Raw genomic sequence first — 13,212 nt, 5'->3', positions numbered from 1 at the left:
ACGTTAAACAAGTAGTTTGCGGTAGATTGCTTCCATATCTTCTAAGCTTAGCTCTTTTGGATTGTTATTTAAAAGACGCGTTACTTTTGAAGCCGAAACCGCTAATGAAGAAACGTCTCCTTCTGTTACTCCATACTCTTTAAGATTTTGGGGAATTTCTAATAGGTTAGTCCATTCCACGATTTTTTCGACTACTTTTTCTGCTGCTTCTCTTGCGGATAACTCTCTTGTGTCAATTCCCATTGGTTCAGCTACTAGAGAGAGACGTTCTTCAATTGCGTCCATATTAAATTTCATTACGTGTGGAAGGAGCATAGAGTTCGCAACACCGTGTGAAATTTTAAATTTGCCTCCTAACGGATAAGCTAAGGCATGAACCGCTGCTGTTCCTGCGCTTGTTAAAGCCATTCCTCCGTACATTGAACCAAGAAGCATTTTCTCACGTGCTACAACAGAAGAACCATTTTGATATGCTTCAACAATGCTAGCTGAGATAAGACGAATAGATTCAAGTGCTACCATGTCACTAATTAAATTTGCTTTATTTGAGATAAATGACTCAAGTGAATGCGTGAACGCATCCATCCCTGTTGCAGCCGTAATTGACCGAGGCAAACTAAGCGTTAAAATAGGATCAAGAAAAACAAGGTTTGGAAGAAGATGTTTACTGACTACCCCTATCTTCAGTTCTTCATCAGGAATAGTTACAATGGCATTTGGCGTCACTTCAGAACCTGTTCCTGAAGTGGACGGAATTAAAAGTGTTGGAATTCCTGGTTTCCTCACTAAATCCGTTCCTAACATATCTTTAAGGGATTGATTATTTGTTGCTAGAACAGAGAGAATTTTAACTGCGTCAAGAACGCTTCCTCCCCCAAGCCCAATGAACAAATCATATTGTTGATGTTTTATAGATTCGAAAACTTCTTCAATATTTTGAAGTGTAGGTTCTGGAAGGACATCAATGTTTATATCTGATTCAATCCCATGTTTGGCTAAGTCATTCTTCACTTGCTCAACGAAACCCAAGCGTTTCATCGTTGGCTGTGTCACAATTAACGCTCTTTGAAGCTCTCTATCTAAAAGATGAAGATACTCTCCTATATTTTTGAGACTATCAGCACCTGAAATAATATGATCAGCTGTTTGAAATTGATATAAATTTGTCATCTACTCGCCCTCTTTCTTTTTCTATCATTCACTTACACTTTGTTTTTTATAGCCCTCAACCATCTTCTGAATATGAGCAAGTTCCATTCCTGAAATCGGTTGAACAGGGAACTTCGGTGGTCCGACCGGAAGGCCAGAAAGTTCTACAGCCTTTTTTAAAGCTGCTGGTAATGTTCCATATTGAAAGGTATCACGTAAAGGCTGTAACTTTTGTTGAGCTTCCTCTGCTTTGTCCTGATTATCTTGGGACCAATTGTTGTAAATATCAACAACTATTTCAGGAATCATATTGGCAGTTGCTGCTATTGCGCCAACGCCACCTTCTTGTAACGTTTTGAGAATAAGAGAATCTGTACCTGCTAATACGCTAAAGTCTTCTTCCTTTGTTTCATAAATGTACTGTTTAATATTTTCGAAGTTTCCACTGCTATCCTTAATTCCGATAATATTGTCAACCTTAGCTAAAGTTGCTACTGTTTGCGGATCTAAGCTCATCCCTGTTTTTGAAGGAATGTTATATAAGAGAACAGGTAGAGAAGTTGAGGAAGCTATTTTTTGAAAATGAACAATTACCTCCTCTTGCGTTGGAGTAACAAAATAAGGAGTAATAATAGAAAGAGCATCAACTCCTAATGTCTCCATCTTGTTAGACAAGGAAATCACTTCTTCTGTGCTATTCCCTCCTGTCCCCACAATAACGGGAACTCTTCCATTTACTTCTTCTACAAGCACTTCAGTAATTTTCAATTTTTCTTCTTCTGTTAATAAATGAAACTCACCGTTTGTACCTAGAGCAAAGAGCCCGTGCACTCCTGCATCAATAAGCGAGTTTGCTAACTGACGTAATACAGGTTCATTAACTTTCTGTTGAGCTGTTAAGGGTGTTAATAACGCTGGAATGATGCCTTTTACTTTCATTTTGATTTCCTCCTCTATCAAAAGCGAGCTTCATTGTTTATTTTTGAAACACAATGTGTTTTCAACTATGTAAAGCGTTTACAATATTCATTGTATTACCTTGCGTTTAATTTAGCAACATTAAAATCATAAATTTTTAAAAAATAACAAAAATTGTTTAAAAATAAAACAGTTGCCTTTTTTTATAAAGGCAACTGTTTTATTTACTTCAACTTTCGCCATAGGGTTGTGCGGTTGATTCCAAGTCTCTGAGCCGTTTTCGTTTGGTTCATTCCTTCTTCTCTCCATACTTTTTGGATGATTTTCCGCTCAATCTCTTCTAATGTGCCGTTCAAGTCTATGTTAGCTGAAACTTCAGCTCTTTCTTTTATCACAGTAGCTCTCTTAACATCTTCGCATTCTAAAAACGGACCTTTGGCAAGGACCATACTCTCCTGAATAAAGCGCTTTAGTTCATTTAAATTACCATTCCATTTCAACCGTTTCAGTTCTTCTACTGCCTGGGGACGAATTCCAACAATTTGTTTTCCAAGCTTTATATTTAATTCTCCAATAAGCAAAAGAGTCAAACTTTCAATATCTTCCGCGCGATCACGTAAGGAAGGGAGGGAAAGGATCGTTCCAGCTAAAGCATAGTACAATGGCGGGTATAACTCCTCAATTTCTAGCAAGTGTTTTGGGTCTTGCTGAGATGAAGAAAGAAAACGACATGCTTGAGCCTCATTATTCAAATAAAAAGCGAGCTTTTTTTGAAGTGATAAAGGAAAATGTTCCACATTTTTCAAGAAAATGCTGCCATGAACATGATTAGAGAAAAAGTGCTGGGGACTTTCGGTGCTTAGTAACTCTTCCCATTGATCAGCATCTACAACATTGCAATCAATCACAACAAGCGGATACTGACGTCTACCGCTATTAAAGTGAATGTACCGTGCAAGTCTGCTTTTTCCTGTTCCTTCTTCACCACTGATCCATACGGATACATCTGTATTGGCACACATTTCAGCATTTGCGATAGCTTCTTTCATTACATTACTTTTTGTTGCTATTCCACCTAAACTGTTTTTGGTTATATATTCAGTTGAAGGTGAAATAACAGATATACCATTTGCCTGCCTTTCATCTAGAAGTCCCTTCGTTATTCGAAAAACAAAAAGCTCTGAACTCTCATTTCGAAGCTTGTTCTCTGTGATGTTCCATAAAGATCCGTTCATCTGCAGCATCGTTTTGAATGTTCCTTGTGTTAAAGCATAACGGATGGCTTCTTTTATATTGAAATGATTCTCAAATTCATTCCCAATCTTCTCTGAGAAAGAAGGATTAGAAAATAGAGCAGCTCCGTTTATATCATATACAACAATTGCCTCTTGCTCTTCTTGTAGAAGCTGATGCGAGATTAAATATTTTTTGTGCAAAGAAGAGAGAAAACGATAACTTCTTTTCGCTTGTTGAAACGATTTTAATACACTCTCTTTTCCAGACGTTAATAAAATTCCATTTAACCCCAATCCCTCTGCTTTCTTTGTTGTACTAGCATCACCAATAATATTTTCATAGCCTTTTTGCTGTAAATTAACTAAAATAGGCTGAATTTCGTCTTCTTCTGTTATCTTAAAAGAAGAAATATCAATATCTAGGATTTCGCAAATTGTAGCAGCTCCCTCTGAAATAGGAGAAAACCCTACAATAGCTGTTTTACCAGGGTAACCTTTAACAAGGGTTAAAACACGAAGCATATCGTAACCTGAAACTTCTATTTCAACAACGGGAATCGAAACCTTTCTTTCAATAAGCTCCGCTGTTCCACCGCGACTAATAATTACATCTACACCTTGATCACAGGCTTTTTTCGCAAGTGACAACCCTTCCTCTAAATCTCCAATCTCTACTTGAAGTTCAAAATCTTCCTGCTCTCCTAAACTTATCATTAACTCTTTTAGCCCTGTATAAGGTGCAATGGCCATTACCTTCATCTCATCACCTTCTGTTTCTGTTGCAAATTTAAACACACCTTTAATATATCAAACTTTCCTATTTATTCAAAAGTAAAATAATTGTGGAAAAGAGATTTTAAAGATAAGACGATAAGCAACATCCCTTTACACAATAAATCGTTACAACTTATATAGAAAGAAGTTCATCTCTATCCAACAATCAGAAAAAATGTCATAATAAAAGCAGCTATCTTATGAGGAGTCGAAGTATGGAAAAAAAAGAGCAAAAAGAACAAAAACTTGCGGAATTTCAGGACGTATTTCAAAACGTATTTCGAAAGCTAAAAAAGCAAAACGACCTTTTCCCTAAAACAAAATATAACCTAGCAGATGGACATATTTTAATTCTTCTCTATCTTTCTAAAAAAGGAAGATGTACAGCTTCTGAAGTGACGTCTTATTTAGGAATCACGTCAGGAGGGGGTACAGTGTTAACGAGCACCCTCTTTAAACATCATCTAATTGACCGAGTTCGCTTAGAAAGCGATCGAAGAGTTATTCAACTTTCACTAACAAAGGAAGGAAAAAAGGTTGTAAATGAAGTGATAAAGCAACGAGCAGAGGCATTTATTGAACTTTTTCGAGATATGAAAGATGAAGAGATTAATCAAGTGACAAATGTGTTTAAAAAGTTGGATAACTTGTTAACATAAAGTAGAAAAGCTGTCCTTTACTAATAAGGTCAGCTTTTCTACTTTAAAATATTTTAAGCAAAATATTTTTCCATGATAATATACGATTGTCCCCCTTTTATAAATGCCTTACCCTTTTCATATAATCCAAACTTTTTATAAAAATCGATCTTATTCTTTCTTGCGTTACACCAAACTTTACATGCTCCCTCTTCTTTAGCTCTTTCTAGTGTATACCTTAACAACTTGCTTCCATATCCTTTTCCTTGCTTTTCTTGGGTTGTTGCAAACTTTCGAAACTGCGCTTGTTCCCCATCTACGAAAAGAGAAACTACAGAAATTAACTTTCCTCTTCTAAAAAGACCAAGATGAATGCCAGATGAATCATTTTCTAATTTTATGTACTCTATGCTTTTATTCGGCCACATCACTTTATGCCTTATATCCCAAGCTTGTTCTTTCTCTATGTTAGCTATTGTCCACTCCATTTTCTCACTCTCCCAAACGAAAGATTGCGATTAAGGCAAACTGAACTATCAATATCCCCTCTTCTTAATAGCGCAGTCCAGCCGTTTATTTATCTCCTTTAATTCCTGCTCCGCAAAGCGGAATTACAATACGCTCACTTTTTGCACCTTCATATTTGGAGTAACCCGCATAGTTTGCGGCTGTTGTAGGCTCCACGTAAAAACCTTTGTGAGCTATCTCGACGCGCGCTTTTTGAATTTCTTCTTCTGCTACTGTAATAAACTGGCCGTCTGTTGCACGAACAGCTTTTAAAATTTGCGAAGCTCGTGCAGGTGCTGCAATCGCTATTCCTTCTGCTACTGTTTCTTTAGTACCTTTTCTTTCTTGTTTTTCATTATCACTAAAGGAATCTGCTAAAGGTGAACAGTTTTCAGCTTGAACAGCAATTAGTTTTGGCAATTTATGAATTAACTTACACTCTTGTAATTCTTTTAATCCATAATATGTGCCTAACAGTAATGTTCCATTGCCAACAGGAATAATAAGCGCATCTGGAAGCTCTTGACTTTGTTCAAAAAGCTCATAGACATAAGTTTTAGTACCCTCATAAAAGAATGGATTGTAAACATGGCTTCCATAAAATACTTTTTCAAGCTCAACAGCTTCTTGAGCCGCTGAAGCTACTTCTTCTCGTGTTCCTTGAATAGCTCTTACATTAGCTCCATGTGCTTTAATTTGAGCTATTTTCTTAGGAGATGTTGCTTTGCTTAGAAAAACATCACAAAGGATCCCTGCACGTCTCGCATAAGCAGCAATTGACGTTCCTGCATTCCCGCTGCTGTCAGCAATCACCTTTGTAACGCCTAATTCTTTTGCTTTCGCCATTAAGACAGCTGCTCCTCGGTCTTTAAATGACAAAGTTGGCATCATGTAATCCACTTTCACAAAAGTATTGGGTACATTTTCGTCTAATCTAATAAACGGCGTATAACCCTCTCCCATTGTAATCGTCTTCCATATCGAACAATCTTCACTAAATGGCATAGAAGAAACATATCGCCACATTGTACCTTGTCCTTTTTTCCATTCCTCTGGATTTATCTCCCCTTTCTCTTTCTTTAAATCTAACAAACCTCCGCATTTACACTTCCAAATCATTTCGGTGATATTATACTTAGTTCCACATGAATGACACATATACTGCTCTTTCATTTCTAATCCCCTTCTCTATTTTAGTTTTCAAGAGAGTTTCTATCTCTATCTTAAGTTCGTCATGCCCTCTATTTATTGGCGCAATAGAATTTAAAATATGTTCTCACAAAACTATTAAGATTCTTCATTTAGTTATTCCGAGTTCTCCTCGCATTATAGAATTAGTCTAAAAGTCGCTTTGAAATAATCTTCAGATAAACTCTATTCATAATAATTTATAAAAAATTATACAACAGAAAGAAGTTATAATGTTTATACGTATAATTATATAAAAAATTATATAAAATTCAACTAATATAATGTTTTATATATTTTTTTCTATAAATTATAGTATAATACAGAAAAGGTTATAAGAATGAACAAACCTATATCTAATAAGATGCCAATACAAGGTGGTTGTTATAAAGTGAATGTTTCTAATCAAGAATTAAAAAAATATATTCCTATTGCAAACTTAATTGCTAAAACATTTGGGAAAGATTGTGAAGTTGTGATTCATGATTTAACGGTTCCTCAAAACTCCGTCATTTATGCAGTCAATAATCATGTAACAGGAAGAACTGTTGGACAGCCCTTTGATCACTTAGTAAAGGAAGTATTATTATCTCGCGAATTTCATGATGATTATGTAGCAGGTTACAAAACATATACCGAAGATGGGGAAGAGATAAAGTCATCTACGGCTTTGATACGGGGAACAGATGATAAAGTAGTTGGAGCTCTTTGTATTAATTACAGCATAAAAAATATGATTCATCTTCAAGCATTTCTGCAAGATTTTATAGGAACTGATCAAGAAGAGACAAAGGAAGCCACAATAGAGCCGGTAGAAAATGTGGTTGAAATTGCAGATGATTTAATTGACCGAATCATTTCAAATCATCATCAACAACAATTGAAAAGAAAAGATAAGATTAAGCTTATACAATTTATGGACGAAAAAGGGATCTTCCTTATTAAAGGATCTGTTGATAAAGTAGCAGATAAGCTTGGAATTTCAAAAGTAACGGTATATAGCTACTTAGATGAGATTAAAAAGAATGGCTTTAAATAACAAGAGAAACCCCTTTAGAGGTTTCTCTTGTTATTTTACTCTATTTCCTCTACAAACCAAATTTCCCTTTCTTCTACCTCATAGTTTTTTCATATTAATATAATTTCCTCTTCCCCTAAAATGAGTATTCTCTCTTTTTAATTCTTAAGTTAGGATAAAACTAGTAGAATAGAATGATATTGTAAAATATAATTATACAGTAAGATAAAAGAAAGTCTAACAGAGAAAGAAATAGCCCATAGTTTCAAAAAGACAATTAAACAATCGTCTTTTTAAAAATTTCTATCCTCGCCCTGAAATCTGTCAACAGTCCGTTGCCCCACTCCCTCTGTTCCTTTACACTTAAGAAAGTGTAAAAGCAAAATCATTCAAAAGGAGGAAATGAGAAACATGCAAGGAATTTTATTTGCCTTTTTAGGAGGAGCATGCATTACTCTTCAAGGCGTTATTAACACAAGAATTAGTGACACAGTCGGCACATGGCAAGCTGTTTCACTTACCCAATTTGTTGGGTTTCTGCTTGCCTTATGCATTTGGATTGTAAAACGGGATGGACATATAGCTCAAATTAAAAAAGTAAAACCACTTTATCTTTTAGGAGGTGGCTTTGGTGCTCTTATTATATTTAGTGAAGTTACCGCTATTCAACATATTGGAGTAACGTTTGCTATCTCTATTCTTTTAATCTCTCAACTTTGTACGGCTTTTTTAATTGATATAAAAGGTTGGTTTGGGCTTATAAAACAGAAAATGAAGCTTCCTCAATTTTTAGGGATTGCGATTATGATTGTTGGTGTTCTTATTTTAAGTTATAAATAAGCAAGATACATATTCATCACCTTATGAAAGAAGGCATTCATATGATAATTGGTATTTTGCTCGCTGCACTTGCAGGAGCTGTTGTAAGCCTACAAACGGTTTTTAATAATAAAGTGAACGAAAAAACCGGTTCATGGACAACAACAACAACTGTACTAGGAATGGGATTTTTATGTTCCTTCATTGTAAGTTTGATTGTAGAAGGAAAAAATACGTTTGAGCTACAAAATTTACAAACATGGCAATGGTTTGGAGGAGTAATTGGAGTTGGAGTTGTTTTTTGTTTAGTACAAGGGATGAAACGACTTGGACCAACGTTTACAATCTCCATTGTTTTGACATCACAGCTCGGAACCGCTCTTTTATGGGATTCGCTAGGATGGCTAGGATTAGAAAAAATCCCCTTTACATTTAATAAGCTTTTAGGAGTTCTTGTTATTATTGCTGGCATCTTAGTATTTAAGTTCGGAAAAGGGAAAGAGGAAAAAAGCTAGCAATCACATTTAACCCTCTATACATACATGAAAAAGGCAGCCATAAGGCTGTCTTTTTAAATACTTTTCCTTTCTATCTTCCCTTTTACTTTCCTTTGTCCTTTATGTACTGAAATCCATATAAAAGCAGAGAATCCATAAAGAAAATGAGAGCTAGCCCCCACTTTTTCAAGCGTACTAACGACACAATTCCTCGCTACGAAAAAACCCTCAGACAAGCAGAGGGCAGAAGTGAATTTATGGAATATACAAGGAGCCTTATAAAAACTAATGCTCCTTTTACATACATATGAAAAAAGAAGAAAAGGTGTGCATACATACACCATATGAAAAGTATATGATGATCTCATATACCTTTTTCTTCTCTTGTTATTAGGATGGCTGTAGTAGCTCAAGGCATGAAAAAATACATCCTTTTACTAAAAACACTGAATATATTATGTTCGTTTAAGATTTTAGACACCGAGACATCTCTTACATTCTAGTTAACACTTGAATTTTCTCTTTCTTCTCTGACAACCTTAACCATACTCCACCAATTAGTATTGCGCCTGTTAACAAAAGAAATGGAACACCATACCCATGGAAAAAGTCGACGAACAATCCAAATATCATAGGAGAAAGCACAATTGCTAACTGGTTCAAAGTCAACGCAAAGCTAACTGTTAAACTAATAAAATGCGACGAGGCTTTCTCAGAAACTAAAACAATAAATAAACTAAACCAACCAATTCCTAAAAACCCAACAAAAAAGCAGAGTACGGTGTTTCCTGCTATTGATAGATGACTTGGTAAAAAGATAAGAGCTAGTAGAAAAAAGACTGTAGCCAGTATTGTAAGCTGAAGCGGCTTGCTCCGATTTCCGTTAAAAACGGTATCGCTTATAAAAGCAAGCACAATTCTTCCGATCATGCCTCCAATTAAACAGACACTAAGCAGAAGACCTGCTGTACCTAATCTAATATGAGAAGCTTGATGAAGATAACTCATAAGATGGGCAACAAGGATGATTTGAAACGAAATCATCGTTACGCCAATGAAAAAAACAGGATAAAGACTTTTGTTATTTCTAATCTGGTGAAGTTTTTCCATAAATCGTTCTTCTTTTCTATCCTTTCTTTCTATTTTCATATCTTTATAGAAAAGAAGAAAAATAATCCCCCCTATTATGGCAACAAAAGATTGCAGAAATAATGCGGAAGCTAAAGCTCCTCCAGTCGGAATTCCCGTCTGTCTAATCCCCATCGCAAGGCCTCGCTGTTTTTTAGGAAACCATTTTATAATAACGCTGCTCCCCCCTGGTTGGGCCGTCCCGTACCATACCCCAACAAAAGTGAGTACTACAATAAGGAACGCATAATGATCAATAAAGGCGGCGAAAAAAATGTTCAAACCGAGGATAATTGCGCCTCCTCCCACAACCCATTTTTCACCAAACTTATCCATTAAATCTCCAAAAAACAACATTGAAAATATTGGACCAATGTTAACGGCAGAAACGATTAAACCTGTTTGGAACTGTGAAAGAGCATATTCTTGTTGATAAAAGGTCGCGAGCGGTCCCATTCCATACGTAACAAATGTTGCCGCTGTTTGAGCAACAGTGGCAATAAGTAAAACAATCCATTTGTAGCTTGTTTTTTCTAAAAGGTGCTGATTCATGTAAGAAGGTGGTAATCCCGATTTGTTAGCCATTGTACCAAGCTCCTTTTAATTTCTAATGTTTTTAGAAAGAGACGTAAAAGTTTAGCTCCCTTTCCTTTTGAAACAGAGTTAAAATTAGTATAATATCTTATATCTATAAATGGTAGGGTTCTTAAGGAAGGAGTTTTTCATATTAAAACAATCGCTGATATCGCCAAGCTTGCTGGAGTAGCAAAAAGTACTGTGTCTCGCTACTTAAATGGCGGCTCGGTTAGTTTACAGACAAAAAAGAAAATCGAGCAAATTATTCAAGAACAAAATTATATTCCAAATACATTTGCTCAAAGTTTAAAAGCTAAAAAAACAAATATGATCGGAGCTATTGTCCCTCGTCTAGATTCTTATGCCACCTCGCAAACATTAACAGGAATGGACAAAGAACTAAGAGCTCAAAATTATCATTTGTTAATTTCTAATACAAATCAAGAACAACATCGGGAAATTGAGGCTATCTATGATTTTGCGAGGCAGAAAGTGTCAGGGATTATCTTGCTTGCTGCAGAAGTAACAGAAGCTCACCTAACCGCTATCGAGAAGGTCAACATCCCCGTTATTTTAGTTGGGCAAAAACACAGTCAGTTACATAGTTTAATTCATGATGATTTTAAAGCTGGCTATATAATGGGAAAACATATTTTAAAAAGCGGCCATCACCAAATCGCTTATTTAGGCGTAACAGAGAAAGACGAAGCAGTTGGAATAAAAAGAAAACAGGGATTTCAAAAAGCCATTGCTAAACACAATTGTGAGGTTCAATATTATGAAACAAGCTTTAAAATTAAAGATGCGATAGAAGTAGCTTCAAACATTTTTGATGCCTCCCCCCCTTCTATTGCTGTATGTGCAACAGATAATATTGCACTTGGGGTCATGAAAGCTGCCCATGCGAGAGGCATCCGTATCCCAGAACAACTCTCTATTACAGGATTTGGTGGCTATGACACATCTGAAATTGTTCATCCTGCTCTAACAACTGTGCATTATGCTTACCTACAAGCAGGTGAACTTTCTGCCCAACAAATTATTCAGCTCGTAGAAGATCAAAGCGTTAATATGTGTTCTACGCTAGATGTTACACTGATTGAAAGAGAAAGCGTTGACAAACTATAATACTATCTATTATGATAAACACAACAAAACCGGTTCCACTCCTTAAACTGAAGTTGGGATTGGTTTTTTCAAAAGTCTTTTTGGAACCGGTTCCTAAAACCCCTATGATTTAAAACTCGATGATGAGGATGAAAAGAATGGAAAAAATGACAAGAGAAGAGAAGTACAGGTATATTGAACAAGCTCTTCCTGAAGAGCTCGAGCGCTTACAAGAAAAGGTGACAAAAAGTCCATGGCGTCAAAAATATCATATTCAACCTCAAACTGGATTATTGAATGATCCAAATGGATTTTCTTATTACAATGGGGCTTATCACCTCTTTTATCAGTGGTTTCCCTTTGGTCCTGAGCATGGAATGAAGTATTGGTTTCATACGACCTCTAAGGATTTAGCTCACTGGGAAGAGGTTGGCATTGCTATTAAGCCTGGCGGACCCTATGATTCTCATGGAGCATATTCAGGTAGCGGAATTGTTAAAAATAACAAACTATATCTTATGTATACAGGCAACACACGTGATCATTCTTGGGTAAGGCATCCTTTTCAGTGCTTGGCAGAGATGGACAAAAACGGTTTAATTACAAAGTTTGATAAACCCGTTATTTTCGAAATCCCGCCTGGATATACAGATCATTTTAGAGATCCGAAAGTATGGAAATCAGATGAAGAATATTTCTGTGTTATTGGAGCACAGCGAGATAATAAAACAGGATGCATCGTTCTTTACCAATCAAAAGACCTCCTTCAGTGGAACTTTAGAGGTGAGATTCTTACAGACCTTAATGAATTCGGTTATATGTGGGAATGCCCAGATTACTTTGAAATGGATGATCATGGTGTCCTCCTCTTTTCTCCTCAAGGGATTGAACAAGAAAACGAGAGATACAATAACATTTACCAATCAGGTTATCTTATTGGAAAACCTTTAAATATGGAGTCGCGAGCCTTTGAACATCAACCATTTCAAGAGTTAGATAAAGGATTTGATTTTTATGCCCAACAAACAACCGAAACTCCTGATGGTCGTCGAATTTTAGTTGGATGGATGGGGCTTCCTGATTTAGAATATCCAACAGACAAAGAAGGTTGGGCACACTGTTTAACACTTCCAAGACAAATTAATATAAAAGATGACAAATTAATTCAACGCCCTGTTTCAGAACTAGCTCTTCTCCGTAAAAAGGAGAAAAATATAAATATTAGTGTTGATAATGGAACAAAACAATTAGAGGATTTTTACGGTACAGCTTATGAGCTTATCTGTGATATTGAAGACATAAAAGCAGATCGAGTTGGAATTGAATTCCGAGCAAGCAATACCGAAAAAACAGTACTATCTTACGATTCTGTGAGTAACAAAATAATTCTAGACCGCTCTCTATCTGGGCAACCTTTAGAGAAAAAAAACGGATCTATACGTCGCTGCTCTTTCGATGCACAAACACTTAAGATTCACATGTTTGTAGACGTCTCCTCTGTTGAGATTTTTATAAATGACGGCGAAGAAGTCTTTACAAGCCGGATTTTCCCTAGTGAGAACAGTCAAGCTATTCGTTTCTTTGCTCAAAAAGGAACCGCTAAGTTTAAAGCAGTTAAATGGGATTATTAAAAAATAACGATTTTAAAAACGTAGAAG

12 protein-coding genes are annotated in these 13,212 nt (G+C 36.0%); 6 read left to right on the top strand and 6 right to left on the bottom strand.

Annotation, left to right across the window (positions count from 1 at the left end; translation table 11 throughout):
* Positions 1–3: 3 nt before the first annotated feature.
* From MOC86_RS25445 to MOC86_RS25435, 3 genes are all read right to left on the bottom strand, one after another.
* A complete protein-coding gene (locus MOC86_RS25445) occupies positions 4–1,170 on the bottom strand; it encodes an iron-containing alcohol dehydrogenase (RefSeq protein WP_268586687.1) in 1,167 nt (388 codons plus the stop codon).
* A gap of 24 nt (positions 1,171–1,194) precedes the next feature.
* Entirely contained in the window at positions 1,195–2,088 is an 894-nt protein-coding gene (gene dapA / locus MOC86_RS25440) for a 4-hydroxy-tetrahydrodipicolinate synthase (RefSeq protein ID WP_268586686.1), read from the bottom strand.
* 203 nt (positions 2,089–2,291) lie between these two features.
* Complete coding sequence (locus MOC86_RS25435; protein WP_268586685.1) at positions 2,292–4,061, bottom strand: sigma-54-dependent Fis family transcriptional regulator; 1,770 nt, start codon at positions 4,059–4,061, stop codon at positions 2,292–2,294.
* 230 nt (positions 4,062–4,291) lie between these two features.
* Here MOC86_RS25435 and MOC86_RS25430 point away from each other — a divergent pair, with 230 nt between their 5' ends.
* Positions 4,292–4,735: a MarR family winged helix-turn-helix transcriptional regulator gene (locus MOC86_RS25430; protein ID WP_268586684.1), complete on the top strand. Its 444-nt coding sequence runs from the start codon at positions 4,292–4,294 to the stop codon at positions 4,733–4,735.
* 53 nt (positions 4,736–4,788) lie between these two features.
* On the opposite strand, the gene MOC86_RS25425 is transcribed toward MOC86_RS25430, so the two are convergent.
* Together MOC86_RS25425 and MOC86_RS25420 are read right to left on the bottom strand one after the other, a co-directional pair.
* Positions 4,789–5,202: a GNAT family N-acetyltransferase gene (locus MOC86_RS25425; protein WP_268586683.1), complete on the bottom strand. Its 414-nt coding sequence runs from the start codon at positions 5,200–5,202 to the stop codon at positions 4,789–4,791.
* A gap of 85 nt (positions 5,203–5,287) precedes the next feature.
* Complete coding sequence (locus tag MOC86_RS25420) at positions 5,288–6,394, bottom strand: threonine synthase (protein ID WP_268586682.1); 1,107 nt, start codon at positions 6,392–6,394, stop codon at positions 5,288–5,290.
* A 406-nt stretch (positions 6,395–6,800) separates the two neighbouring features.
* Between MOC86_RS25420 and MOC86_RS25415 the strand changes: the two genes are divergently transcribed.
* The 3 genes from MOC86_RS25415 to MOC86_RS25405 all read left to right on the top strand — a co-directional run bounded on the left by MOC86_RS25415 (position 6,801) and on the right by MOC86_RS25405 (position 8,761).
* On the top strand, positions 6,801–7,448 hold the full coding sequence (locus MOC86_RS25415) for a helix-turn-helix transcriptional regulator (protein WP_243519964.1): 648 nt from the start codon (positions 6,801–6,803) through the stop codon (positions 7,446–7,448).
* 390 nt (positions 7,449–7,838) lie between these two features.
* Entirely contained in the window at positions 7,839–8,267 is a 429-nt protein-coding gene (locus MOC86_RS25410) for a DMT family transporter (RefSeq protein ID WP_268586681.1), read from the top strand.
* Between the two features lie 41 nt (positions 8,268–8,308).
* Complete coding sequence (locus tag MOC86_RS25405; protein ID WP_243519959.1) at positions 8,309–8,761, top strand: DMT family transporter; 453 nt, start codon at positions 8,309–8,311, stop codon at positions 8,759–8,761.
* Positions 8,762–9,235: 474 nt separating this feature from the next.
* On the opposite strand, the gene MOC86_RS25400 is transcribed toward MOC86_RS25405, so the two are convergent.
* Positions 9,236–10,456, bottom strand: a complete 1,221-nt coding sequence (locus MOC86_RS25400) for an MFS transporter (RefSeq protein ID WP_268586680.1) — start codon at positions 10,454–10,456, stop codon at positions 9,236–9,238.
* Positions 10,457–10,597: 141 nt separating this feature from the next.
* Here MOC86_RS25400 and MOC86_RS25395 point away from each other — a divergent pair, with 141 nt between their 5' ends.
* Together MOC86_RS25395 and MOC86_RS25390 are read left to right on the top strand one after the other, a co-directional pair.
* Positions 10,598–11,575, top strand: a complete 978-nt coding sequence (locus MOC86_RS25395; protein WP_268586728.1) for a LacI family DNA-binding transcriptional regulator — start codon at positions 10,598–10,600, stop codon at positions 11,573–11,575.
* A 137-nt stretch (positions 11,576–11,712) separates the two neighbouring features.
* On the top strand, positions 11,713–13,185 hold the full coding sequence (locus tag MOC86_RS25390; RefSeq protein ID WP_268586679.1) for a glycoside hydrolase family 32 protein: 1,473 nt from the start codon (positions 11,713–11,715) through the stop codon (positions 13,183–13,185).
* The last annotated feature ends 27 nt before the right edge of the window (positions 13,186–13,212 follow it).

Origin of the sequence: Priestia endophytica (assembly GCF_026790145.1) — a bacterium.
Taxonomy (GTDB): domain Bacteria; phylum Bacillota; class Bacilli; order Bacillales; family Bacillaceae_H; genus Bacillus_I; species Bacillus_I endophytica_A.
The sequence above is the reverse complement of the archived record's forward strand: the minus strand, read 5'-3'. Positions and strand labels throughout refer to the sequence as shown.